The organism is Pseudomonas sp. DY-1 (assembly GCF_003626975.1).
Classification (GTDB): Bacteria; Pseudomonadota; Gammaproteobacteria; order Pseudomonadales; family Pseudomonadaceae; genus Metapseudomonas.
Genome location: NZ_CP032616.1, coordinates 2823793 through 2848561, shown reverse-complemented (window position 1 = coordinate 2848561; position 24769 = coordinate 2823793). Strand labels below are relative to the sequence as shown.

Below are 24769 nucleotides of genomic sequence, written 5' to 3'. Positions count from 1 at the left end.
GAGGCCCGACAGGCCATAAAGTGAGCTCCACCCACCTTGCTGCGGAGACTCATCATGTACCGGAAGACCCTTATCGCCGGTTGGGGCGACATGGACTTCAACTCTCACATGCGCAACACCGCCTACCTCGACAAGTCCGCCGACGTGCGCATGATGTATTTCTCCGATCGCGGCTTCCCCATGTCGGAGTTTCGCCGTCTGCGCCTGGGGCCGGTGGTCATGAAGGACGAGATCGAGTACTTCCGCGAATTCCATCTGCTGGACGAAATGGACATCAGCATGCGCTTGTCCGGCCTGTCCGAGGACGGCAGCCGAATGATGCTGCGCAACGAGTTCTATCGAGGCAGTACGCTGGCGGCGCGGGTCACCTCCACGGCCGGCTGGTTCGACCTGGAGCAACGCAAGCTGGTGGTTCCGCCACCCGCACTGCTGGAGGCGCTTCAGGCCCTGGAAGAGAGCGAGGATTTCCGCGTACTGCCTGGCAGCAACCGCTGAGGAGGAGTGGAAATGAGCATCAGCATCGTTCAGCTGGGAACCGCGCGGGCGGACGGCGAAGGCCTGCGCATCGGCACCGTGCGCAGACCTCCACGGGGGGTACCCAAGGCCGAATTCGCCAGCCGCGACTACTACGGACACCTGGTTGCCGCTGCTGGCGCCCAGCGCCGAGTTGATGGCCGAGGGCAAGGCCGCTGAAAGCGATGCCGACTGGGCCCGCTTCGCCAAGCGCTACCGCGCCGAGATGGAGGGCGGGGAAGGGGCGCGGGTGCTTGACCTGCTGTCAGCGCTCTCCCACAGCAGCCACTTTGCGGTGGGCTGCTACTGCGAAAATGAGGCACGTTGCCATCGCTCCGTGCTGCGTCAGTTGCTGGCCGAGCGCGGAGCCTCGATTCGCTGAGTCTGGCGGCGATTTTCGGCGAGCATTTCCCGCTGGCAGTCATTCGACCAAAGGCGCAAAATCGCGCCCCGACGACGGAAGGCGCTGAGTATTTGGCGCCTCCGTTCCTATACTTCGCCGGTATGGGTCCTACTTTTCATCTCTCTCATTTCCTACATTTTCGTTACTGGACGCATCGTGAAAATTCGCAGTTCGATCGCCAAGCTGTTCGTCCTCGGTTCCTGCCTGTTCGTGCTTGCAGGCTCGCCAGTTCAAGCCCAGGAGGCGCCTCTGCCGGTTCGCGACCCGGCACAGTTGCACCTGGCTTCCGGCAGCGTGATGCTGCTTGACCTGAATACCGACAAGATTCTGTATTCCCGAAATTCCAATCTGGTTGCCCCCATCGCCTCGGTGACCAAGCTGATGACTGCCATGGTCGTGCTGGATGCAAAGCAGCCGATGGACGAAGTCATCACCGTGACTATCCGCGACAACCCGGACATGAAGGGCGTGTATTCACGGGTGCGTGTGGGCAGCCAGGTGAATCGCCACGACATGCTGCTGATGACCCTGATGTCTTCGGAGAACCGTGCTGCCACTGCCCTGGCCGCGGCCTATCCGGGCGGCTATTCGGCGTTCATCAAGGCGATGAACACCAAGGCCCGTGCCCTCGGTATGAGCAGCACCCGCTATGTCGAACCCACCGGCCTGTCGCTGCACAACGTGTCCAGCGCCCACGATCTGGTGCTGCTGCTCAAGGAAGCGCGCAAGTACCCGATGCTGAGCAAGCTCAGCACTACCCCGGAAAAGACCATCACTTTCGTCAAACCGCGCTACAGCCTGGGTTTCCGTAACACCAACAACCTGGTCCGCAAGCCTGGCTGGAGCATCCAGGTGACTAAGACCGGCTTTACCGATGAGGCTGGCCACTGCCTGGTGATGCTGACCCAGATGAATGGCCGCCCGGTGGCCATGGTGCTGCTGGATGCCTTCGGCAAATACACCCACGTGGCCGATGCCACGCGCATGCGCCGCTGGCTGGAAACCGGCAAGAGCGGCCCGGTGCCGGCGGCGGCGAAGAACTACCGTCAGTACAAGGACAGTCAGATTCGCGAGGCGACGGTGCAGACGGAGGTGAAGAACTGAGGTTCTGCGGGACCATGGAAAAGCCAGCCGTGAGGCTGGCTTTTTCGTTTTGCGCAATCGTTAGGCCAGGGCCTCGCCGGCAGTGACGGTGGCACGCTTGTTCACCGCACGGTGCAGCAGGCTGGAAACAAGGAAGCCGATTACCGCGAGCACGCTCATCAGGCTGAACACGTAGGTGTAGCCCTGTTCGCCCGGGTAGTGGTCGAGCAGTGCACCGTAGATGACGTAGGCGAACATCCCCGGGGCGTAGCCGATCAGGCAGCCGATACCGAAGGCGGACCCGGTGATGCGGGATGGGATACCCACTTCGCTCATCGGGGCCCAGAACACGCCGCGCATGGTGAAGACCACCAGGGCGAAGCTCAGGGTCGCGGCCATACCGGCATAGATGAAGCTCTCGCCACGCGGAATGCTGAGGATCACCGCCATCAGTGGCAGCAGGGCGAGGAAGGCCCACTTCAGGTAGCGGCTCGGACTCTTCAGGCCCTTGTCGGCCAGGAAGCCGCCAGCCGGTCCGCCCAATACCTTGAGGAAGTACTGGTTGATGATGCCGTAGGCACCGACCAGGGCTACCGGCAACTGGTACATGTCCTTCAGGTAGGGGATGAAGTAGGTCAGGCCGCAATAGACGATGTAGACCATGAAGACATTCAGGCTCACCAGCCAGATGCCCGGCACGCGCACCGCCTCCAGCAGACCAGCGAGACCGACGGGGTCACGCGCGGTGTTGTCCTGACGAGCGCCGCGCAACAGGAACAGGGTGAGCAGGCCGACGCTGATGTCGATGACGGAGTAGAACAGGATCGCCGCTTTCAGCCCGGCGGCACCGGAGCCCAGGGCGATGAATACGCCCAAGGCGGCGAACGCCACCAGGGTGTCGACCACGCCGCGGCCACCTTCGAGGAAACCGAACATGCGTCCCTGTTCGCCGTCGTCACCGAGATTGCGAACAGCTTTCAGCAGCGACGGCCAGAACAGGCAGTCGGCGCACACCGCCAGCAGCGCGAAGACGATGAGCAGGTGGTTGTAGCCGGGGAAGCTGGCCAGGTACAGGCCCAGGGCGCCGGTGCCGACCAGCCCGAGTGGGATCAGCTTGCGGGTTTCGAAACGGTCGGCGAGGAAGCCGCCTACCACGAACAGGGCGGTGGCGACGATGGCGTTGGCGCTGAGCAGGGTGCCGATCTCGGTGTGGGTCAGCCCCATGTGCTCCTGCATCGGGATATAGAACGCGTCCTTGAGACTGGACAGTTTATAGATGGTCCCGCCGCCAAGGACGAGGACCAGGAAGCGGAGCCACTTGGCTTTAGCCTGTGCTGTCATTGTTGTTCTCCACAGTTTCCGGGTTACGGGGAGCCGTCAGGACGGCCGGTCAGGTTCGTTCGGCGTCGGCCAGGGTCAGCTCGGCCAGCAGGCGGAGTTCGTTCAGCAGGCCGCGGACATGGCGCACCTGGTTGTTGGCCCAGCGGTGCTCGTCGGCCAGCATTCGCTCCAGGCTGTAGCCCGGCGGCAGCGGCGTTTCGCTCATCTCGCGATAGGGAATGAAGGGGTCGGCGTCTTCGCTGGTCTGACGGAAGGCCGGGGCGATGTAGTGGTTTTCCTGCTCCAGGATGAAGGCCACCACCTGCGGTGCCGATTCACCCAACAGCAGCAGTTCCAGCAGCATGCGCGCGCCGGGCAGCTGGTCCTCGGCGCTGCCCTGGAGCACACCGTAGTGGCCGAAGCCTTTCTGCTCGGGCACCACGCGTACGCCCTTGAGGTGAACCTGGCGGATGAAGGGCGCGAGGTTGGCGAGTGCCGGCAACGGCTGTTCGCACGCGTTGATCATGTTGCCGAAGTCGAACAGGGCATTTAGCCGCGGGTGTCCGACGCGGCGCAGCAGCGTGGCGATCTCGTCGCTCTTGAGTTCCTCGTGCTGCTCGAAATCGAAGTTGAGATCATGTTCGTCGGCCAGTCGTGCCAGGCGCCGCAGGTCGTCCTCGATAAGGTCCATGACCCGCGAAAGGTGACCCTCGTAGCGGGAATAGACACGGATGTTGCGGCTGCCGATAGCGCGGGCCACGGCCACGGCCTGGTCGACATCTTCAGGCAGGGTGCTGCTGATCTCCACGTGGACGTCCAGACCCAAGGTGCGGGCCTTGGAGGCGAAGGCGGCGAGGCGCTCAGACGACATCTGCGAGAGGCTGTTGTGTTCGCCATCCAGCAGGTGCAGGGAGAGCCCATCGAGTTCGTGCCGATAGGCGAAGTCGAGCATGTCTTCGGGGCTGACCCGGCCCTGGGTAAGGTTGGTCAGCAGGGGATAGCCGTGGGCGAACAGGCGCAGGCTGTCGAGGCGCTGCAGCAGACGGCGGGCGAGGTCGGGGGTGAGCGGCGGAGGCTCGGAACCAGCCCCTGCGTTATGGCTCAGCAGGGCGGCGAATCGGGCTTGGATAGCATTCATTATTGTCATTCCTGATAGCGACGCCGGGGTGGCCGGCGATGCCTTTATCGCTCCGGAATGGTGCTATCCCTATAGCCATTTTCCTTTTGTTGTTATGACCACTTTGGTAGCCCGTGTGGCGATGCTCAAACCTTCATCCCGAGGGCGCGCAAGGCGCTGGCGAACTCACGGACGCGCTGCTCCGCCTGCTCCTCCGGGGTGGCGGCGAAACCCAGCAGCAGTCCCGGTGGCAGGTATCGGCGGATGCAGTAGTCGCGCAGGGCGTAGGTGTAGACCTGGTGATCGGCCAGCCCCCGTGCCAGGGCGTCGTCGTCCACCGATTCGTCCAGCCAGCCGATCAGGTGCAGGCCGGCTTCTACCGGGTCCACCCTGAGGAACCCACCCAGGTGGCGCTGCAGTGCCTCCACCAGGCTGGCCTGGCGTGCCTGGTACAGACTGCGCATGCGGCGGATGTGGCCTAGAAAGTGCCCGTCCTGCATGAAGTCGGCGGTGGTGGCCTGATGCAGTGTGGAGGGGCTGCGGTCCATCACCGCGCGGATGGCGCAGAAGGGTTCGACCAGCGCCTCGGGAAGAATCACGTAGCCAAGGCGCAGCGAGGGGTAGAGCACTTTGCTGAAGGTGCCGACGTAGATGACCTTCTGCCATGGGTCCATGGCGTAGAGCGCCGGCAGCGAGCGACCGACGTAGCGGAACTCGCTGTCACAGTCGTCTTCGACTATCCAGCCCTGGCCGCGTCCAGCCCAGTCGATCAGTTCCTGGCGGCGCGCATAGCTCATGGTGGTACCCAGCGGGTGCTGCCGAGAGGGGGTGGTGAAGGCCAGGCGCGCGTCCGGGCATTCGCGCAGTCCCTGCTGCACGTCCAGTCCCTGCTCGTCGATACGCAGGGGCACCAGTTGGCAACCCAGGGCCTGGAAGGCGATACGCGCGGCTATGTGGCCGGGGTCTTCCATCCATACGCTGTCGCTGGGGTTGAGCAGCAGCATGCCCAGCAGGTTGAAGGCCTGCTGGGCACCAGAGGTGATCACGACCTGATCCACGCTGCAGTCGATGCCGCGGGCGTCGAACACGTATTCGACTATTGCTTCGCGCAGGCGCTGCAGCCCCTTCAGTTCGCCGTAGCCCAGTTGCGCCTTGCTCGGCTTACGCAGGTGACGGTCGACCAGGCGCTTCCAGACAGGCATCGGAAAGGCATCGTAGGCCGGGTGGCTGGGCAGGAAGGAGGTCGGGCAATCCGCCGCCCAGGCGTTGTAGGACACTCCGCCAAAGTGCTCGCTGCGCATGGAATGCACCGCCTGGCTCAGGCTCGACAGGCGCGGTGGTTTACGCGGGGCGTCGGCAGCGGCGTCACGGCCCTCCCATTCATCGCTTACATAGGTGCCGGCTCCGGTGCGCGGTGCCAGGAAGCCTTCGGCGGTGAGCTGGTCGAAGGCATTGAGCAATGTGATGCGCGACAGCGCCAGCTCCTTGCACAGGGTTCGTGTGGAGGGCAGGCGGGTACCACCTGGCAGCCGCCCGGAGAGGATCTGCTTGCGCACTTGCAGGTAGAGCTGACGATAGAGCGGCACCGCGCTGGAACGGTCCAGTTCGATGCCGGAGAGCAACATGCCGCCGGGGGTCTTCATTCGGGTCCTGCCTTCTGCACGGAGTGCGCCGGGCGCCTATTGTGCGCGCCGGTGCTGGCTGCGGGGAGGTATCAAGGGTTGCCGATGAGGCGATGCGCCAGTCGTTGCTGGATCGCCTCGGCCTGTTCGCGGAAGAGTTGCATCGCCGTGTCGACCAGGGTCGAAGCAGGGCGGAACTCGGGGCGGATGAGTTGCACACGGAAGGGCACCGATACGGCGAGGCGGCGCATTTCCAGACCCCGTCCGGCTTCATCGAGGGCGCTCAGCGGGTTGACGATGGCCAGGCCCAGTCCCTGGCGCACCATGGCGCAGACCGAGGCGGCGGTGCTGGTTTCAACGACCAGGCGGCGTTGCACACCGGCGGTGACGAAGTGCGTATCCAGACTCTGGCGATAGATGTCCAGGCCCGAGAGGCTGATGAACGGCTGGTCATGGAAGTCGGCCAGGTCCAGTACCGGCTTCTGTAGCAGACGGTGGCCAGCGGGGAGGATGCATACCATGTCAGCTGCCAGCAGGGTGCTGCCCTGGGTGCCGCGCGGCACCAGTTCGGTTTCCAGGAGGCCGAGGTCGTGGCGCTGGCCGCTCAGGGACTCCTCCAGTAGCGGTGACTCTTGTGCAGCGATGCTCAGGCTGACGCCGGGGTGGCGTTCCTGTAGCGCCTGGGCAAACGCTGGCAGCAGGGTCTGGGCAAACACCGGCAGCCCGGTGATGGCCAACTGGCCCTGGTCGTAGCGCCGAATCGCCTGGGCCGCACCGGCGATGCGTTCCAGGCCGGTGTAGGCACGCTGCACCTCGTCGAACAGCGCCAACCCCTGCGCAGTGGGAGACAGGCGCCCGCCTTCGCGATCGAACAGACGGAAGCCCAGCAGGTGCTCGAAGCGTGCCAGCTCGCGGCTCACGGTGGGCTGGGAGGTGAACAGCAGGCGCGCTGCGCCGGTGACGCTGCCGGCAGTCATCACGGCGCGGAAGATTTCGATATGGCGGAGGGAAAGGTCCATGGGCGGTACCGAGTGGTTTGCATATCAATAATGAATCGAGTTGTGATGAATTGGTATTTTTATGAATCAGTACGGCTTGCGATCATGGCGGCATCTCGATTCCGGAGGCCGCCATGCGCCCGAACATTCCCGCCGCTACCCTCGCCAACCTCGTCCGTGAACACGGCACCCCGCTGTGGTGCTACGACGCGGCTGTGATCCGCGAGCGAATCGCCCAGCTCAAGGGCTTCGATGTGATCCGTTTCGCCCAGAAGGCCTGCTCCAACCTGAGCATCCTGCGCCTGATGCGCGAAGAGGGTGTGCAGGTGGACGCGGTATCCCTCGGCGAAATCGAGCGCGCTCTGCTGGCGGGCTACTCGCCCAAGGGTGAACCGGCGGGCGTGGTGCTGACCTGCGACCTGCTTGACCGTGCCACCCTCAAGCGCGCCGTTGAACTGGGTATCGAGGTCAACGTCGGCTCAATCGACATGCTCACCCAGCTCGGCCAGGCAAGCCCCGGCCATCGCGTGTGGCTGCGCATCAACCCCGGCTTCGGCCATGGCCACAGCCAGAAGACCAATACCGGCGGCGAGAACAGCAAACACGGCATCTGGCACAGCCAGCTGGACGCCGCGATGGCGGTGATCCGTGATTACGGTCTGGTTCTGGTGGGCCTGCACATGCACATCGGCTCCGGTGTGGACTACAGCCACCTGGAAGAGGTTTGCGGGGCAATGGTCGGCGCGGTACGTGACCTGGGTTGCGACCTGGAAGCCATTTCCGCCGGTGGCGGCCTGTCCATTCCCTATCGCCAGGGCGACCCGGTGGTGGACATTCCGCGCTATGCGGAACTGTGGAACCAGGCCCGTCGCGAGATCGAAGGCATCGTCAAGCATCCGGTGCGCCTGGAACTGGAACCGGGTCGCTTCCTGGTAGCCGAGTCCGGCTGTCTGCTCAGCGAAGTGCGCGCGGTGAAGGATGTGGGCAGCAACCACTTCATCCTGGTGGATGCCGGCTTCAACGACCTGATGCGCCCGTCCATGTACGGCAGCTTCCACGACATGAGCCTGCTGGATGATGCCGGCAACCCGGTTACCGCCCCGCAGCGCCAGACGGTGGTCGCCGGCCCGCTGTGCGAATCCGGCGACGTCTTCACCCAGCACGACGGTGGCCTGGTGGCGCCGCGCGCCCTGCCGGCGGCCCAGGTTGGCGACCTGCTGCTGATCCACGACACCGGCGCCTATGGCGCGTCGATGTCATCCAACTACAACAGCCGGCCGCTGCTGCCGGAGGTGCTGGTGGATGGCGAGGAAGCCCGCCTGATTCGCCGCCGCCAGCCCCTGGCGGACCTGCTGGCGCTCGAGCAGTTCTGAGTGTTCTGCCCCCCTCTCCCTCCGGGAGAGGGGGGCAGGGTGAGGGTTTTCCCGCCACGCGGAAGTATCCGAGGCAGAATGCGTTGGGCTTCGCTGCGCTCTGCGCCAACCTACGAACCTTCCCGAAGGCGTCTGCAACCTCCACAATGCCGCGCCATGACCTTCGATTCCCCACTCGCCGCCTACCATCACGCCCTCGAGCAGGGTGGTTTCCTGCCTGACCCGGCCCAGCGGCGCGCGGTCGATTGCCTACAGGCCTGTCATGAGGCGCTGCACCACGCCGGCGAGGTAACAGGCGTCTATCTCTGGGGGCCGGTAGGGCGCGGCAAGACCTGGCTGATGGACCGCTTCCACCAGAGCCTCAGGGTCCCGGCACGGCGTCAGCATTTCCATCACTTCATGCGCTGGGTCCATCAGCGGCTGTTCCAGCTCACCGGCACGCCGGACCCGCTGCAAGCGCTGGCCCGTGAGTTGGCGCAAGAGGTGCGGGTGCTGTGCTTCGACGAGCTGTTCGTCAATGACATCGGCGACGCGATGCTGCTTGGCCGCTTGTTGCGGGCGATGTTCGATGAAGGCGTAGCCATGGTCGCCACCTCCAATCAGCCTCCGCAGCAACTCTACGCCGATGGCTTCAACCGCGAGCGTTTCGTGCCGGCCATCGACGCCATCGAGCGGCACATGCAGGTGGTGGCAGTGGACGGCGGTGAGGATCATCGCCTGCACCCGGGTACGGCCCATCAGCGCTACTGGGTGGCCGAGCCGGGCAAGCCCGGTTTCCTCGCCGAAGTCTTCGAACGGCTCGCAGCGGGGCAGGGCAGTTCCAACCAGCCGGTGGAGCTCGGCCATCGCCCGATACCGGTGGTGCGCCAATGCGCGGCGGCGGTCTGGTTCCGCTATGAAGACCTTTGCCAGCAACCGCTGGCGGCCCTGGATTTCATCGCCCTGTGTGACCGCTTCCCGGTGATTCTGCTGGGGGATGTGCCCAACTTGAGTGCGTCTCGTCGCGAAGGGCGTATCGCCCGGGGTACCGAAGATGGTGCGGAACGGGTCGACGCCGGCGACCGCGAATTGCCGCAGTTGTCGGTGCATGACGACGGCGTGCGCCGTTTCATCGCGCTGGTGGACGAGTGCTACGACCGCCGGGTGCCGCTTTACCTCGAGGCGGCCGTGGCCATGGACCGCCTCTACACCGAGGGCTATCTGGAGTTCCCCTTCCGCCGCACCCTGAGCCGGCTGAAGGAGATGCAGTTGGCGCGGTTCTGACGTCCGGTACTACTTGAGCTGATCCTCAACCACTTCCAGGCCTGCGTTGGCGCACTGTTCATCCAGGTGCCCGCCAGGCGCGCCGCCCACGCCCACGGCACCGATCACCTCATCGCCCACTTTCACCGGTACGCCGCCGCTCACTACCAGGAATCCGTCGATCATCGGCAAGTACTGGGCCGCAGGACTCTTCTGCACGTTCTCAAGCATTTCGGTGTTGCTGCGCTTGGTCGAGGCGGCGGTGTAGGCCTTACGCCGGGCAGAGTCGAGGGTGTGCGGGCCCGCCTTGTCCGTGCGGAGGATGGTGCGCACACCGCCGGCGCGGTCCATCACTGCGGCCGTGACGTTGTAGCCCTTGGCGGTGCAGGCCTGCACCGCGGCGTTGGCGATGTCGCTGGCGATCTTGAGGGTCATGTTCTTTTCGCTGGCGACTTTGGCATGGGCGCTCAGGCAGGCAGCAAGACCACCAGGGCGAGGTACTGGAGTGATTTCATGGCGGCTTCTCCTGTCGCGGCACGCATGAAACCTTTGCCTTTGGCCGGGAGACAGGGACGGCGAAACGATGTCGTCAGGTAGGCGCTGGCCGAGGGTTACAAGCCTCGCCAGCCTTCTTAACATTTGTTAATGCCGCCTTTGCGGCGGCCCCCAAGAATCGGCGCACAACAACGCGCAGGTCCAGGAGGCCGCCATGTCCAGCCAGATTCCCACCACTGTCTACGAACTATTGCAGGCCTCGGCGGCCGCTCACCCGGAACGAATGGCGCTGACCTTTATCCACAACCTCGGGGAGGAGATGGGCGAGCAGGACCTGAGCTATTGGGCATTCTTTGACCAGCTCAATCGCAGCGCGCGGATGCTGCTGGACCTGGCCGGCACGCGCAGGCCGGTGATCACGCTGCTGCTGCCGAACATACCGCAGAGCCAGTGCCTGCTGTGGGCCGCCGCCAGCGTCGGCATCGCCAACCCGATCAACCCGCTGCTGAGCGAAGAAGCCCTGGCCAGCCTGATGGACAAGGCCGGCACGGATCTGTTGGTGGCGCTCGGTCCGGTGCCGGGCTCGGACCTGTGGCAAAAGGCGCTGGGCGCTTCGTTGCGCTTGTCGAAGCGACCCAGGTGCGTGTCGGTACTGGTACAGGGCGGCGAGTTTTTCTACGACCAGTTGCTCGAACGCTACTCCGGCGCGGCATTGGAGCCGGCACTGCTGCCTCGGCCAGACGACATTGCCGCCTACTTCCATACCGGCGGTACCACGGGGGTGCCCAAGCTCGCCCGGCAGACCCATGCGAACCAGGTAGCCGCCGCTTGCGCCTATCGCGCCTGCATGGAGGCCGGCCCTGAGGATGTGGCGCTGAACGGTTTGCCGATCTTCCACGTAGCCGGTGCCCTCGTGAATAGCCTGGGCGGCCTGGCCAGCGGGTTGCGCATGTTGCTGCCGACACTGGGCGGCTTCCGCAATCCGGAGGTGATCCGCCAACACTGGCGTCTGGTGGAGCATTACGGCATCACCCTCAGTGGCGGCATTCCCACCTCGGTGGCGGCAATGCTGGAAGTCCCGATCGACGGGCACGACATCAGCAGTCTGCGTTTCATGCTTTCCGGCGGCGCACCGGTACCGGCGGCCCTGTGCGAGAAGGTGAAGGCACAGACAGGGCTGGAGCTGTACCAGGCCTACGGCATGACGGAATGCAGCGGCGTGATCGCGTTGCCCAATCTGAGTCGTCCGGCGATTCCGGGCAGTGCCGGGCATGTGGCGGCGCCAATCGAAGTGCGGATCGACGGCGGGGAAATCTGCGTGCGCGGCCCCACGGTTTTTCCCGGCTACCTGGGGCAGGACCGGTCGCCACTGGAGGGAGGCTGGTTGCGCAGTGGCGATCTGGGGCACCTGGACGAAAACGGCAATCTGTTCATCACCGGGCGTGCCAAGGACCTGATCATCCGCAGCGGCCACAATATCGATCCGGCGCTGATCGAGAACTGCCTGGAAAGCCACCCGGCAGTCTCCATGGCTGCTGCCGTGGGCATGCCCGACGAGTACGCCGGCGAGCTGCCGGTGGTGTTCGTGCAGCTGCGCCAGGGTCAGGCGGCCAGCCTCGACGAACTGCAGCGGTTCGCCTTCGAGCACATCGCTGAACGTCCGGCCTGCCCGAAACGGATATTCCTGGTGGATGCCCTGCCGGTGACGGTGGTGGGGAAGATCTACAAGCAGAAGCTGCGGGAGCTGGCGGCAGCCAGCGTTTATCGCGATCGGGTTGGCAGCGCCTGCCCGACCCTGGGTTGCGAGGTAACCCAGGGCGCCGATGGCAGCCTGTGGATAAGTCTGGCGGATGTACCTGCTGGGCAGCGTGAGTTCTGCGTTCAGCGGGCCGAAGCGCTGGGACTGCGAGTGCGCGAGTCGCTCAGCCCGCCCGTTTGCGCTTGACCCGTGAGAAGGACACCGGGTCCATCCCCAGGTAGCTGGCCAACTGGTACTGCGGCACCCGGTCCAGCAGCCAGGGCTCGTTATCCAGCAGCCACTGGTAGCGCTGCTCGCCATTGCGAGTGAGCAGCAGTGCCTCGCGGTCCTCGTTGCGCAGCATGATCTGCCGGGTTACCAGGTCTTGCATCTGCTGCAGCTGCGGGAAGCGCTTGCCGTACTGGTCGAGTATCGCCAGGGGCAGGCTCGCCAGCCGGCACCTTTCCACCGCGGCAATGCTGTAAGTGCAGGGTTGCTGCTTGAGGTGGGCGCTGAGAGAGCCAATCAACTGGCCTTCGCGGAAGAAGGTCTTGTTCCATTGGCGGCCTTCCGGGGACAGGTAGTAGTAGCGCGCCACGCCGGAGAGGATCACGTAGAAGTGGGTGGGACGCTCGCCTGCGCGGATGATCGGTTGATCATGGTCGTAGTCGCGCAGCTTGAGCACCTGCAACAGGCACTCCTGCAGCGCCGAGTCGGCCATGCCGTGGGCGTGGAAGATGTCCTGCAACTGGAGCTGGATGTCGGCGGGTATCATGGGGGGCTGGCCTGGAGGTACTGAACTCATCTAAGCACAGGCGGGCGCTCGGCTCCCAATCCACAATTGCCCGTCGCCTCCGTGTGCCTGACACTAGACTCCTTTTTTCAGCCCCAACCAAGAAGGAACTCTCCCGTGTCCCCACGCGAACAAGACAGCTGGGCCCAGATTTGCCTGGCCGCCGGACTCGATCCGGAAAAGCGCCTGGCTGCCCGCGAGGCCGTGCTGGGTCATGCCGATGCCCTGGATTGCTCACTCTATCGTCCCGACGAGAACGACCTGGACGCGGAAGAAGAAGACCTGGGCGATGCGCGCATTCTCTTTACCGGTGCATTCAAGGCTCCGGCTGAATGGAGCGCGCAGGACCGCGAGGATTACTTCGGCGACATCGATCCCGCCTCGTTCGTCACGGCGCTGATCGAATGCCAGGCCGATCCGTCGACGCGTGATTTCTTCCTCGCCGATGCCGGTGACTTCGTCGCGGTGGTCGCCGCTTCCGGCGAGGTACAGATGTTCTACCTCTACGACTGCAACGAAGACGAAGAAGGCATGCACTGTGTGCTGGTGCGAGAGGACGAGGAAGACTGATCCGCCGTCCGGCTCATCGCGAATCTATTCGCTCCCACGAACGGAGATCGCCTTCAGCGCAGGTTCACGTGCCGGCTGATCAGTGCCCGTAGCGCGGCCGGCTTCACCGGCTTGGCCAGATAGTCCAGGCCGGCGGCGTGGACTTCGGCCACCAGCTCGGCGCGGCCGTCGGCGCTGATCACCACGCCGGGCAACGGTTCACCCAGGCGGGTCCGCAACCAGGCCATGAGTTCGGTGCCGGTCTCGCCTTCATCGAGGTGGTAGTCCACCAGCGCCAGTTGCGGCCGCACTTCCTCGGCCAGCAGGTGTTCGCATTCCAGGCGGTTGCGCGCCGTCCACACCTGGCAGCCCCAGCGTGACAGCAGGCTGTGCATGCCAGTGAGGATGCTGTCCTCGTTGTCGATGCACAGTACCTGGGTGCCGTTGAGCGTCTGGCCGTTGGCTTCGGCCAGTTTCTGCACCACAGGCGAGGGTTGCTGAACGCGCGCCAGCGGCACGGTGACGCTGAACACGCTGCCCTTGCCCGGCCAGGAGCGCACTTCCAGCTTGTGGTCGAGCACGCGGCAGAGGCCGTCGGCGATGGCGAGGCCCAGCCCCAGGCCTTTCTCGGCGCGGGTCTGATGGCTGTCCAGGCGCTTGAACTCCTCGAATATCACCTTGCGCTTGTCTTCCGGGATACCGGGGCCACGGTCCCAGACCTCCAGGCGCAGATTGTCGCCGTCGCGCCGGGCACCCAGCAGGACGCGTCCCTTGGCGTAGCGGAAGGCGTTGGTCAGGAAGTTCTGCAGGATTCGGCGCAGCAGTTTCATGTCGCTTTCCACGCGCAGCTTGCTGCCGCGCAGGCGGAAGTCCATGTGCTGCTCCTGGGCCAGCACCTTGAACTCGGCGCCGAGGGTGTCGAACAGCGAAGCCAGCGGGAAAGCGGTACGGTCGGGAGTGACTCGGCCGCTCTCCAGGCGCGAGATGTCCAGCAGGTCGGTGATCAGGTCCTCGGCCGAGCGCAGCGAGCTGTCCAGGTGGTTGACCAGTTCGCGGGCCTCGCGGGGCAGGACCTCCTGCTGGTGGCCAAGGGCGGCGGAGAACAGTCGCGCGGCGTTGAGCGGTTGCATCAGGTCGTGACTGACGGCGGCGAGGAAGCGGGTCTTGGACTGGTTGGCCGCTTCCGCCGTGCCTTTGGCCTCGATCAGCGCGTGGTTGAGTTGGGAGAGTTCCAGGGTCCGTTCGGTGACCCGTCGTTCCAGCCCTTCGTTGGCATCCTTGAGGTCCTGTTCGGCCTGGCGATAGGCGGTGATGTCGGTGAAGCTCATGACGAAGCCGCCACCGGGCATGGGGTTGCCGATCAGTTCAATGACCCGGCCATTGGGGAACAGGCGCTCCGAGGTGTGCGGCCTGCCCTGGCGCATCCAGAACAAGCGGCGAGCGACATGGGATTCCACCTCGCCGGGCCCGCAGAGTCCACGTTCGGCGTTGTAGCGGATGATGTCGGCGATGGGGCGGCCGACGCTGATCAGGCCTTCGGGATAGTCGAACAGCTCCAGATAGCGGTGGTTCCAGGCCACCAGTCGCAGCGACTGGTCGACGACGCTGATGCCCTGGGTGATGTTCTCGATGGCGCCTTGAAGCAGGGCTCGGTTGAACTGCAGCACCTCGGAAGCCTCGTCGGCGATGCGCACAACGTCCTCCACCTGCATCTCGCGGCCTTCGATGGCCGCCTTCACCACGGCCCGCGCCGACGAGGCGCCGAGTACGCCGGCGAGCAGGCGTTCGGTGTGGGTGATCCAATCCTGGTTGGCGTTCTGCGCCGGGTTGAAGCTGATGCCCAGGCGATAGGCGAAACGGATGAAGCTCTGCCGCGCGCGCTCTTCACCGACGAAGCGCGAGGCGAGCATCAGCAGGTCGTCCACCTGGACCGCCAGCAGGGTGCGGGAACTGGCTCGTGCGGAAACCTGCTGGCCGACGAAGCGGCTGGCCTGCCAGTGCTCGGACACGCGGGTGCGGGAGAACACCGACACCCAGGCGAAGAGGATCCAGTTGCCCGCCAGCGAGATCACCACGCCCTGGGTCAGGGGTTCGATGGGCAGGTTCAGGGGGTTTTCCATCATCCAGGAGAGGCCGGGGAAGTTTTCCAGCGGCCAGCCGAGGCCGCGAGCCATCACCGGCAATACCAGGGTGTAGGCCCAGAGGGCAGCGCCGGCAGCGAGGCCGGCGAACACGCCACGGCGGTTGGCCTGCTTCCAGAACAGCGCGCCGATCATGGCCGGGCCGAGCTGGGCGATGGAGGCAAAGGCGATCTGGCCGATGGTCGCCAGGCTCGCGGTGGAGCCCAGCAGGCGGTAGCTGACGTAACCCAGCAGGATGATCACCACGATGCTCACCCGGCGTACCGAGAGCATCCAGTGGCGGAACACTTCGAACGGGCGTTCGGCGTTCTGCCGGCGCAGCAGCCATGGCAGCAGCATGTCGTTGGAAACCATGGTGGACAGGGCCACGGCTTCGACGATCACCATGCCGGTGGCGGCCGACGCACCACCGATGAAGGCCAGCAGCGCCAGGGCCGGGTGCGCCTCGGCCAGCGGCAGGCTGATGACGAAGGAGTCCGGGATCACACCGCTGGGCAGCAGCATCTGCCCGGCCAGGGCGATGGGCACCACGAACAGCGCCGCCAGGGCCAGGTAGATGGGGAACACCCAGCGTGCCTGGCGGAGGTCACGCGGTTCGATGTTCTCCACCACCGTCACGTGGAATTGCCGGGGCAGGCAGATGATCGCGAGCATCGCGACGCCGGTCTGCACCAGCAGCGAGGACCAGTCCATGGATTGCGACCAGTAGTGCTCCAGCTGCGGAGCGCTGCGGGCACGGGTGAACAGGTCGTCGAAACCGTCGAACAGGCCGAAGGTGACGTAGGCGCCCACTGCGAGGAAGGCCAGCAACTTGACCAGGGACTCGAAGGCGATCGCCAGCACCATGCCGCGGTGGTGTTCAGTCGCGTCCAGGTTGCGGGTGCCGAAGAGGATGGTGAACAGGGCGAGCACCAGCGACACGATGAGCGCTGTGTCCTGGGCGCGGGTGCCAGAGGATTCGGCACTTGGGCCGATCAGCAGGTTCACCCCGAGGACGATGCCCTTCAGCTGCAGGGCGATGTAGGGCAGCACGCTGACCAGGCAGATCAGAGCCACCACTACCGCCAGGGCCTGGGATTTGCCATAGCGCGCGGCGATGAAGTCGGCGATGGAAGTGATGTTCTCCTGCTTGCTGATGATCACCATCTTCTGCACCACCCAGGGCGCCAACAGCAGCAGCAGGATGGGGCCCAGGTAGATGGGCAGGAAGTTCCAGACCTGACCGGCGGCCTGGCCGACAGCGCCAAAGAAGGTCCAGCTGGTGCAGTACACCGCCAGGGACAGGCTGTAGACCCAGGCGCGCATGCGCGGCGACAGGGGTGTGCTGCGTCGGTCGCCATAGAAGGCGATGGCGAAGAGGATGGCCATGTAGAGGAAGGCGACCGTGGCGATCAGCCCGCTGGACAGCGACATTGCAGCTCCGGATGGTGCGGTGGCGGGGCATGCCCGCGAGATTTCGACTTCCAGCAGTTTCGCACCAAAGTCGGCAATTCGTCAGGCCGCTGCTACCAAGGTCGCAGGCGCTATTGAGCCCCCGCACCGGGGCTGCTAGCGTGGTCCATTGCCCGCGCAGTTTTGTTTGTCTCGCGTGGGAACCTGCACGGCACTTCCGCTTGGCGCGACGTTCTCATCCGGCAGGGTTCTTTCGCCTGAGGAGGGCGCAGATGTTCAATCCACAACCGGTCATCCTGCAGCGCGGCGCCTTGCGCCTCGAACCGCTGGCAGAGGCCGACATCCCGGCGCTGGTTACCCTGGCTGAGGCCAACCGCGAAGCCCTGGCCTACATGAACGGCCCCCTGCGACCCGACTGGTATCGCCACGCCCTGGCCGACCAGCGGGAAGGGCGGGCGGTGGTCTTCGCCATTCGCCTGGGTGACAACCTGGTAGGCACCACGCGTTTCTCCGATTTCATGCCCAACCTGCCGGCCGCCGAGATTGGCTGGACCTGGCTCGCCGCCGGTGAGCACGGCAGTGGCCTGAATGCCTCGATCAAGTATCTGATGCTGCGCCATGCATTCGAGGAGTGGCAAGTGGTGCGGGTGCAACTGAAAACCGCCGCCAGCAACCTGCGCTCCCAGCGCGCCATCGAAAAGCTCGGCGCCCAGCGCGAGGGCGTGCTGCGCAACCATCGTCGCCTGGCTGACGGCCGCCTTGACGACAGCGTGCTATACAGCATCACCGACCACGACTGGCCGGGAGTGAAGCAACGGCTGGAGGCGCTGTTCAGCGCATAACCTTGGGCGAGCATAGGGAAGACGCGCATTTCTGGCAGGCGGGCCATCTGGATGGCCTGGAGCTGCTGTCTGCTCGCTACATCGAACATCGCTTCGCCCCCCATGTACACGACGGCTATGTGATCGCCGTGGTGGAGGCAGGGGCCGAGCGCTATCGCTATCGCGGCGTCGATCACCTGGCCGGTGCCGGCAGCCTGGCGCTGATCAACCCGGATGAGGTGCACACCGGTTCCAAGGGACACGACGACGGTTGGCGCTACCGGGTGTTCTATCCGGATATCGCGTTGGTACGCAGCGCCCTGGAGGAGCTCGAGCTTCCTCTGGCTGGCATGCCGGCCTTTATCGGCAGCGTTCATCACGATCCCGACCTGGTCCAGATGTTCACCCATCTGCATCGGCTGCTGGAGGCAAATGCCAGTGCCCTGCAACAGCAGACTGCCTGGCGCGAGGCCCTGTTGTCGCTGTTCCGTCGTCATTCCAGGCTGCCCGAGCCCGGCGCCCCGGGCCGTGAGCCTCTGGCTGTGCTGCGTGCCAAGGAACTGCTGCGTGAACGCCTGGCCGAGCCGCCGTCCCTCGAGGAACTGGCCACTGCCGTGAAGCTCTCGCCATTCCATTTCGCTCGTACCTTCCGCCGCGCCACCGGCATGCCGCCCCACGCCTGGCTCAAGCAGCAGCGCCTGGATCAGGCCCGTGCCCTGCTCAAGGCCGGTTGCGCGCCAGCCGGTGTGGCGGCACAGCTGGGGTTCGCCGATCAGAGCCATCTGACCCGCCAGTTCAAGCAGGCTTATGGCGTGGGGCCGGGCGAATATCGCAACGCGTGCGCAAGATCGTTCAAGACGCACTGATGGCCTGACGCTAGCCTTTCGGGACAAGGAGGCCACATGTCCCGTATCACTGAGTTCATCCACGGCGCCCGCGACATCGTTCCGATGATCGTTGGCGCGATTCCGTTCGGCATCATTTTCGGCACCCTGGCCGCGGGCGCCGGCTTGTCCGCCTGGCAGACCATCGGCATGTCGCTGCTGGTGTTCGCCGGCTCGTCCCAGTTCATCGCCATCACCCTGCTCAGCGGGGGCGCCGGGATGGCCGTGGTGCTGCTGACCACCTTCGTGGTCAACCTGCGCCACGCCCTGTACAGCGCAACCCTGCAGCCGTACGTGCGCCACCTGCCGACGCGCTGGCGCATGCCTCTGGCGTTCTGGTTGACGGACGAGGCCTTCGCGGTGGTCCAGCATCGTTATGCCGAGAAGGACGACTCGCCGCACAAGCACTGGTACTTCTTCGGCGGGGCCCTGGCCATGTACCTGAACTGGCAGCTCTGCACCCTGGTGGGCGTGCTGTTTGGCCAGGCGGTGCCCAACCTGGCGGCATGGGGCCTCGATTTCGCCATGCTCGCCACATTCATCGGCATCGTCGTGCCCATGCTGCGCAACAAGCCGCAGGTGGCTGCCGCGCTCGTGGCCGGCGCCGTGGCGCTGATCTGTCATGGCCTGCCCTACAAGCTGGGCCTGATGGCGGCTGCCTTGAGCGGCATCGTCGTCGGGGTGGTGCTGGAACGTCGTTATCGCCTCGACCTGCTGGGGGAGGGTATCTCATGCAAACCTGGAGCCTGATCTTCGGCATGGCGGTCATCACCTTCGCCATCCGCTACAGCCTGTTCGCCTGGCCGAACCTCAGTTTCCCGCCGGTGGTGCGCCAGGGCCTGCACTACGTGCCGACCGCTGTGCTCACCGCCATCGTCGTGCCGGGAATGCTGATGCCCGACGGCCAGCACTTTCACCTGGCGCTGGACAACGCCTACCTGCTGGCCGGGCTCGGTGCAATCCTGATTGCTGCCCTGAGCCGCCACCTGCTGGCGACCATCCTTGGTGGGCTGGTGCTGTTCTTCCTGCTGCGCTGGGTGCTGGGGCAACCGCCGATGTAGGGGCGATCTTAATCGCCAAGCGGACCGCAGGTTCGCCCTTTGACTTTGCAGGGGGCAGCCTCGCCGCCCTTGGCGAATGAATTCGCCCCTACACAGACGGTCTTTTGCGAATTCGCACAAACATCCTTCTGGCCAATGTGGCTTTCCGCCATAGTCCTGCAGTCCAATCAGCGACGTGCGAATTCATGCGCACGGGGCCGTATCCCTGCTAATGACCAGGTACCAAGGAAGATGAGCCAACACTCGCAATTTGCCCTGCTGGGCACACGGCGATTCCTGCCGTTCTTCGTGACTCAGTTGCTCGGCGCGTTCAACGACAACATCTTCAAGCAGTCGCTGATTCTCGCCATCCTCTACAAACTCGCCATTTCCGGCGACAAGAGTGTTTTCACCAACCTCTGCGCGCTGCTGTTCATCCTGCCGTTCTTCCTGTTTTCCGCACTGGGCGGACAGTTCGGCGAGAAGTTCGCCAAGGACGCGCTGATCCGCGCCATCAAGCTGGCCGAGGTCGCCATCATGGCGGTGGGGGCCCTGGGCTTCTTCTTCGACAGTCTGCCGCTGCTGTTCCTGGCGCTATTCGCCATGGGCACCCACTCGGCGCTGTTCGGCCCGGTGAAGTACTCGATCCTGCCGCAGGTGCTGCGTGAGGACGAACTGGTAGGGGGCAACGCCCTGGTGGAGATGGGCACCTTCCTGGCCATTCTCGCGGGCACCATTAGTGCCGGCCTCATGATGTCCGTCGAGCGCTACGAGCCGATCGTGGCCTGCGCCATCGTGCTCACTGCCAGTCTCGGCTACCTGGCCAGTCGCGGCATTCCGCGCGCAGCGGCAGCGCTGCCGGGGCTCGCGCTCGACTGGAACATCTTCCGCCAGTCCTGGCAGATCATGCGCCTGGGGCTTGGTCAGCGCCCTTCGGTATCGCGCTCTCTGGTGGGTAACTCCTGGTTCTGGTTCCTCGGGGCCGTCTACCTGACGCAGATCCCGGCCTATTCCAAGGAGCTGCTGCACGGCGACGAAAGCGTGGTGACACTGATCCTCACGGTGTTCTCGGTGGGGATTGCATTGGGCTCGATGCTTTGCGAGCGCCTCTCGGGCGGCAAGGTGGAAATCGGCCTGGTGCCCTTCGGTTCCATTGGCCTGACCCTGTTCGGCCTGTTGCTCTGGTGGCATTCCGGTGAGTTCCCGCAAGGTGCGACGCCGCACGACTGGCTGGCGCTGCTCGGTCATGGCCAGTCCTGGCTGATCCTTGCCGACATCCTCGGCATCGGGCTGTTCGGCGGTTTCTACATCGTGCCGCTCTACGCGCTGATCCAGTCGCGCACGGCGGAGAACGAGCGCGCGCGGGTGATCGCCGCGAACAACATTCTCAACGCGCTGTTCATGGTGGTCTCGGCCATCGCCTCGATCCTTTTCCTCAGCGTCGCCGGGCTGTCGATCCCCGAGCTGTTCCTGGTGGTGTCGCTGATGAACATCGCGGTGAACAGCTACATCTTCAAGATCGTCCCCGAGTTCACGATGCGCTTCCTGGTCTGGCTGCTTGGCCATTCCATGTATCGCGTAGAACACAAAGGCCTTGAGGCGATTCCCGAGGAAGGGCCGGCGGTGCTGGTGTGCAACCACGTGTCCTTCGTCGATGCGTTGCTGATTGGCGGCGCGGTGCGGCGCCCGGTGCGCTTCGTCATGTACTACAAGATCTACCAGCTTCCGGTGCTGAACTTCATCTTCCGCACCGCCGGTACCGTGCCGATCGCGGCGCGCCACGAGGATCTGCTGGTCTACGATGCGGCCTTCAAGAAGATCGCCGAGTATCTGCGCAATGGTGAGGTGGTATGCATCTTCCCCGAGGGCAAGCTGACCGGCGACGGCGAACTGAACGAGTTCAAGAACGGCATCGAACGTATCCTCGAGGAGAACCCGGTGCCGGTAATCCCGATGGCGCTGCTGGGGCTTTGGGGCAGCTTCTTCAGCCGTGATCCGTCCAAAGGACTCTTCAAGCGCTTCTGGTCACGCATACGCCTGGTGGCGGGGGCTCCGGTATCGCCTGAGTTGGCCGACAGGCAGAGCCTGCAGTTGCAGGTGGCCGAACTGCGAGGCGATGCCCGCTGAATGAAAAAGCCCGCCGAATGGCGGGCTTTTCCGTTGTAGGGGTCAGTGGCTGAGCTTGAGGCCGATCAGGCCGCCGATGATCAACGCGACGCTGAGCAGGCGTACCAGCGCCATGGATTCGCCGAACAGGATGACGCCGGCGATGACAGTGCCGACCGCGCCGACCCCCGTCCAGATAGCGTAGGCAGTGCCCAGCGGCAACTCTTTCATGGCCAGGCCAAGCAGGCCCAGGCTGATGAGCATGGCGATGACGGTGAGGGCCGTGGGTAGTGGCTTGCTGAAGCCGTCGGTGTACTTCAGGCCGACGGCCCAACCCACCTCGAACAGGCCTGCGAAGAAGAGAATGATCCAGGACATGGTGACCTCCAGTTGGACGACAGATTGAAATGGGGCCGTCCCCGTCGATCACTCGCAGAGTGGTAAGGTCGTCCTTACGTTGCGCAGTATTTTGCACATCCTGGCCGGTTGGACAAGTCCGACCGGCCAGGTGGGATGGGGTTACTCGCGTTCCTTCCGGGGCTCATCCATGCGCCGGAACACCGCAGCCAGCAGCGATCCTGAGAGGTTGTGCCAGACGCTGAACAGCGCGCTGGGCACTGCGGCCAGCGGCGAGAAATGCGCGGTCGCAAGGGCCGCGCCGAGTCCCGAGTTCTGCATTCCGACTTCGATGGAGAGCGTCTTGCGCTGGGCCAGCGGCAGGCCACAGAGGCGGCCCGCCAAGTACCCCAGGGCCAGACCGAGCCCATTGTGCAGGACCACTACGGCCATGATCAGCAGGCCGGATTCGGCGATCTTCGCCTGGCTGGCGGCTACGATCGAGGCGACGAGCGCGACGATGCACACCACCGATACCAGCGGCAGCACGTCGACCGCCAGGCGGACGCGTTCTCCCAGCAGCCGTTGGGCGACCAGTCCGAGCGCAATGGGCAGGACCACCACCTGCAGGATGGACGTGAACAGGGCGCCGAACTGGACCGGCAGCCACTCCGTGGCCAGCAGCCAGATCAGCGCCGGCGTTACCAGCGGGGCGAGTAGCGTAGTCGCAGCGGTAATGGCTACCGACAGGGCGACATCGCCACGGGCGAACCAGGTGATCACGTTAGAGGCGGTGCCGCCTGGGCAGCAGCCCACCAGGATGACGCCGACGGCGATCTCTGCCGGTAGTTGCATCAGCTTGCAAAGCAGCCACGCCAGTCCCGGCATGATGATGAACTGCGCCAGTACGCCGATCAGCACCCGCAACGGGCGTCGCAACACCTCGCGGAAGTCTTCGGTCTTGAGCGTCAGCCCCATGCCGAACATGATCAGGCCGAGCAGCGGGACCAGCCAGTGGATGACCGGCAGGAACCAGGCGGGCTGGTAGAAGGCCAGTACCGCGAACAGCAGGATCCAGAAGGCAAAGGTGTTGCCGACGAAGCGACTGAAAGTGACGAGGGCGTGCATGGCGCCTCCTTCTCTCCGTTGTGAAAGCGCCGGCTCGGGGCCGGCGCTCGGAGGGGTCAGACGCCCTGCGGAATCTCTTCGCCGCCCAGGGCTTCGAAGAGCTGCGGGATGAACTCCACCAGAGTCAGCATCATCAAGGTGAAGCTGGCGTCGAGTTGGCTCAGGGAGTCATCACCACCATCCTGCTCGGCCTTCTCTTGCAGCAGATCCTCGAAGCGCAGGCGCTTGATCACCAGCTTGTCGTCGAGGATGAAGGACAGCTTGTCTTGCCAGGCCAGGGAAAGCTGGGTGACCAACTTGCCGGAAGTCAGGTGCAGCTGGATTTCGTCGCTGGTCAAGTCCTGGCGCTTGCAGCGCACCACGCCGCCGTCTTCGTCGGTGTCGCGCAGTTCGCACTCGTCCAGCACGTAGAAGTCGCTGGCCGCTTCCTGGGTCTGGACCCACTGGGTGAGGGTAGCGGTGGGGGCGATCTTCACTGAAGCCGGACGCACCGGCAGCGAACCGATCGCTTCACGCAGGGTGGAAAGCAGGTCTTCGGCGCGCTTGGGGCTGGACGCATCGACCAGGATCAGGCCCTGGGCCGGCGCGATAGCTGCGAATGTAGCGGACTTGCGGATGAAGGCGCGCGGCAGGAAAGTCTGGACGATCTCGTCCTTCAGCTGGTCGCGTTCCTTCTTGTAGACCTTGCGCATCTGCTCGGTCTCGATCTGGTCGACCTTTTCTTTCAGGGCGTCACGCACCACGCTGCCGGGGAGGATGCGTTCTTCCTTGCGCGCGGCAACCAGGAAGAAGCCTTCGCTGACGTGCACCAGTGGTGCATCCGCGCCCTTGCCGAACGGCGCCACGAAACCGTAGGTGGTCAGCTCCTGGCTGGCACATGGCCGTGCGGGCTTGGTCGCCAGCGCGGCTTCCAGCGCCTCGGCATCAATATTCAGATCCTGGGTGAGGCGATAGACAAGCAGGTTGCGAAACCACATAAGGGGAAAACCTCCGGACACAAAGCGCGCATTATTCTCATCGGGAGGCGTCGGGCTCAACCCTGAGCTAAGCCTTTGGAAGGCCTGATAATTTTTTTTCAAAAGGGACTTGCCAGAGGCGGGATACCTCTCTAGAATGCGCCCCACTTCGAGAGTGAAGGGTGATTAGCTCAGCCGGGAGAGCATCTGCCTTACAAGCAGAGGGTCGGCGGTTCGATCCCGTCATCACCCACCAATCTCGCAGTTACGCGCAGCGGTAGTTCAGTCGGTTAGAATACCGGCCTGTCACGCCGGGGGTCGCGGGTTCGAGTCCCGTCCGCTGCGCCATATTCGAAAGCCCTTAGGTAGTAATGCCTGAGGGTTTTTCATTTAGTGTGTGACCCTTCATTGGGCGCATATTGGGGTGATTAGCTCAGCCGGGAGAGCATCTGCCTTACAAGCAGAGGGTCGGCGGTTCGATCCCGTCATCACCCACCAGTTTCAAGGTTACGCGCAGCGGTAGTTCAGTCGGTTAGAATACCGGCCTGTCACGCCGGGGGTCGCGGGTTCGAGTCCCGTCCGCTGCGCCATACAAAAGCCCTCAGGTAGCAATGCCTGGGGGCTTTTTCTTTGCCTGTCGAAAATCCCCGGCAACACTGCAGTCAATGCTTACGTGATGCCGCGCAAGCTGCTGAACTTATTGCAGACTCTCCGTTCTT

21 protein-coding genes, 4 tRNA genes and 1 pseudogene are annotated in these 24769 nt (G+C 64.4%); 16 read left to right on the top strand and 10 right to left on the bottom strand.

Features of this window, described 5'->3' with window-relative positions; genetic code table 11:
- Window positions 1-54: 54 nt before the first annotated feature.
- From D6Z43_RS13445 to pbpG, 3 genes and pseudogenes are all read left to right on the top strand, one after another.
- Entirely contained in the window at window positions 55-495 is a 441-nt protein-coding gene (locus D6Z43_RS13445; protein ID WP_120652682.1) for a thioesterase family protein, read from the top strand.
- A 12-nt stretch (window positions 496-507) separates the two neighbouring features.
- A pseudogene (locus tag D6Z43_RS13440) lies at window positions 508-895 on the top strand (DUF488 domain-containing protein).
- Window positions 896-1072: 177 nt separating this feature from the next.
- A complete protein-coding gene (gene pbpG, locus D6Z43_RS13435) occupies window positions 1073-2020 on the top strand; it encodes a D-alanyl-D-alanine endopeptidase (protein WP_120652681.1) in 948 nt (315 codons plus the stop codon).
- Between the two features lie 60 nt (window positions 2021-2080).
- On the opposite strand, the gene D6Z43_RS13430 is transcribed toward pbpG, so the two are convergent.
- From D6Z43_RS13430 to D6Z43_RS13415, 4 genes are all read right to left on the bottom strand, one after another.
- A complete protein-coding gene (locus D6Z43_RS13430) occupies window positions 2081-3340 on the bottom strand; it encodes an MFS transporter (protein ID WP_120652680.1) in 1260 nt (419 codons plus the stop codon).
- A gap of 49 nt (window positions 3341-3389) precedes the next feature.
- A complete protein-coding gene (locus tag D6Z43_RS13425; protein WP_371924395.1) occupies window positions 3390-4457 on the bottom strand; it encodes a sugar phosphate isomerase/epimerase family protein in 1068 nt (355 codons plus the stop codon).
- A gap of 125 nt (window positions 4458-4582) precedes the next feature.
- The gene (locus D6Z43_RS13420) at window positions 4583-6079 is read right to left on the bottom strand and encodes a PLP-dependent aminotransferase family protein (protein ID WP_120652679.1); all 1497 of its coding nucleotides are present in this window, start codon (window positions 6077-6079) and stop codon (window positions 4583-4585) included.
- Between the two features lie 71 nt (window positions 6080-6150).
- The gene (locus tag D6Z43_RS13415) at window positions 6151-7077 is read right to left on the bottom strand and encodes a LysR family transcriptional regulator (protein WP_120652678.1); all 927 of its coding nucleotides are present in this window, start codon (window positions 7075-7077) and stop codon (window positions 6151-6153) included.
- A 113-nt stretch (window positions 7078-7190) separates the two neighbouring features.
- Between D6Z43_RS13415 and lysA the strand changes: the two genes are divergently transcribed.
- Window positions 7191-8429 carry a diaminopimelate decarboxylase gene (gene lysA, locus D6Z43_RS13410; protein ID WP_120652677.1) on the top strand — a complete coding sequence of 413 codons (1239 nt, stop codon included), beginning with the start codon at window positions 7191-7193 and terminating at the stop codon, window positions 8427-8429.
- A gap of 156 nt (window positions 8430-8585) precedes the next feature.
- Complete coding sequence (gene zapE / locus D6Z43_RS13405) at window positions 8586-9692, top strand: cell division protein ZapE (RefSeq protein ID WP_120652676.1); 1107 nt, start codon at window positions 8586-8588, stop codon at window positions 9690-9692.
- A 9-nt stretch (window positions 9693-9701) separates the two neighbouring features.
- Here the strand turns inward: zapE and D6Z43_RS13400 are convergent, their stop codons facing one another.
- Entirely contained in the window at window positions 9702-10106 is a 405-nt protein-coding gene (locus tag D6Z43_RS13400; RefSeq protein ID WP_256661006.1) for a heme-binding protein, read from the bottom strand.
- A 274-nt stretch (window positions 10107-10380) separates the two neighbouring features.
- Here D6Z43_RS13400 and D6Z43_RS13395 point away from each other — a divergent pair, with 274 nt between their 5' ends.
- A complete protein-coding gene (locus tag D6Z43_RS13395) occupies window positions 10381-12111 on the top strand; it encodes an AMP-binding protein (protein WP_120652674.1) in 1731 nt (576 codons plus the stop codon).
- On the opposite strand, the gene D6Z43_RS13390 is transcribed toward D6Z43_RS13395, so the two are convergent.
- The gene (locus D6Z43_RS13390) at window positions 12089-12679 is read right to left on the bottom strand and encodes a Crp/Fnr family transcriptional regulator (protein WP_120652673.1); all 591 of its coding nucleotides are present in this window, start codon (window positions 12677-12679) and stop codon (window positions 12089-12091) included. The two genes, D6Z43_RS13395 and D6Z43_RS13390, sit on opposite strands and share 23 nt — an antisense overlap.
- A gap of 168 nt (window positions 12680-12847) precedes the next feature.
- Here D6Z43_RS13390 and D6Z43_RS13385 point away from each other — a divergent pair, with 168 nt between their 5' ends.
- Complete coding sequence (locus D6Z43_RS13385; RefSeq protein WP_120655258.1) at window positions 12848-13267, top strand: hypothetical protein; 420 nt, start codon at window positions 12848-12850, stop codon at window positions 13265-13267.
- A 53-nt stretch (window positions 13268-13320) separates the two neighbouring features.
- On the opposite strand, the gene D6Z43_RS13380 is transcribed toward D6Z43_RS13385, so the two are convergent.
- Window positions 13321-16800 (bottom strand): PAS domain-containing hybrid sensor histidine kinase/response regulator, encoded by a 3480-nt coding sequence (locus D6Z43_RS13380; RefSeq protein ID WP_120652672.1) that lies wholly within the window; start codon window positions 16798-16800, stop codon window positions 13321-13323.
- A gap of 251 nt (window positions 16801-17051) precedes the next feature.
- On the opposite strand from D6Z43_RS13380, the gene D6Z43_RS13375 reads away from it, so the two are divergent.
- The 5 genes from D6Z43_RS13375 (at window position 17052) to D6Z43_RS13355 (ending at window position 21651) form a co-directional block, all read left to right on the top strand.
- Window positions 17052-17621 (top strand): GNAT family N-acetyltransferase, encoded by a 570-nt coding sequence (locus tag D6Z43_RS13375; RefSeq protein ID WP_120652671.1) that lies wholly within the window; start codon window positions 17052-17054, stop codon window positions 17619-17621.
- A gap of 2 nt (window positions 17622-17623) precedes the next feature.
- Window positions 17624-18466, top strand: coding sequence for an AraC family transcriptional regulator (locus D6Z43_RS13370; protein ID WP_120652670.1), 843 nt, complete (start codon window positions 17624-17626; stop codon window positions 18464-18466).
- 36 nt (window positions 18467-18502) lie between these two features.
- Complete coding sequence (locus D6Z43_RS13365; protein WP_120652669.1) at window positions 18503-19234, top strand: AzlC family ABC transporter permease; 732 nt, start codon at window positions 18503-18505, stop codon at window positions 19232-19234.
- Window positions 19216-19545 (top strand): AzlD domain-containing protein, encoded by a 330-nt coding sequence (locus D6Z43_RS13360; protein ID WP_120652668.1) that lies wholly within the window; start codon window positions 19216-19218, stop codon window positions 19543-19545. Before D6Z43_RS13365 ends, D6Z43_RS13360 begins: the two co-directional genes overlap by 19 nt.
- A gap of 231 nt (window positions 19546-19776) precedes the next feature.
- Window positions 19777-21651: an MFS transporter gene (locus D6Z43_RS13355; protein WP_120652667.1), complete on the top strand. Its 1875-nt coding sequence runs from the start codon at window positions 19777-19779 to the stop codon at window positions 21649-21651.
- Window positions 21652-21693: 42 nt separating this feature from the next.
- Here D6Z43_RS13355 and sugE read toward each other — a convergent pair whose 3' ends face one another.
- The 3 genes from sugE to rdgC all read right to left on the bottom strand — a co-directional run bounded on the left by sugE (window position 21694) and on the right by rdgC (window position 24071).
- Window positions 21694-22008, bottom strand: a complete 315-nt coding sequence (gene sugE / locus D6Z43_RS13350) for a quaternary ammonium compound efflux SMR transporter SugE (RefSeq protein ID WP_120652666.1) — start codon at window positions 22006-22008, stop codon at window positions 21694-21696.
- Between the two features lie 141 nt (window positions 22009-22149).
- Window positions 22150-23094: a bile acid:sodium symporter family protein gene (locus D6Z43_RS13345; RefSeq protein ID WP_120652665.1), complete on the bottom strand. Its 945-nt coding sequence runs from the start codon at window positions 23092-23094 to the stop codon at window positions 22150-22152.
- A 56-nt stretch (window positions 23095-23150) separates the two neighbouring features.
- Window positions 23151-24071, bottom strand: a complete 921-nt coding sequence (gene rdgC, locus D6Z43_RS13340) for a recombination-associated protein RdgC (protein WP_120652664.1) — start codon at window positions 24069-24071, stop codon at window positions 23151-23153.
- A 159-nt stretch (window positions 24072-24230) separates the two neighbouring features.
- On the opposite strand from rdgC, the gene D6Z43_RS13335 reads away from it, so the two are divergent.
- The 4 genes from D6Z43_RS13335 to D6Z43_RS13320 all read left to right on the top strand — a co-directional run bounded on the left by D6Z43_RS13335 (window position 24231) and on the right by D6Z43_RS13320 (window position 24640).
- Window positions 24231-24306: transfer RNA gene (locus tag D6Z43_RS13335), tRNA-Val, on the top strand.
- Between the two features lie 15 nt (window positions 24307-24321).
- A tRNA-Asp gene (locus D6Z43_RS13330) sits at window positions 24322-24398 on the top strand.
- A 74-nt stretch (window positions 24399-24472) separates the two neighbouring features.
- Window positions 24473-24548 (top strand) — tRNA-Val (locus tag D6Z43_RS13325).
- Window positions 24549-24563: 15 nt separating this feature from the next.
- Window positions 24564-24640 (top strand) — tRNA-Asp (locus D6Z43_RS13320).
- Window positions 24641-24769 lie beyond the last annotated feature (129 nt).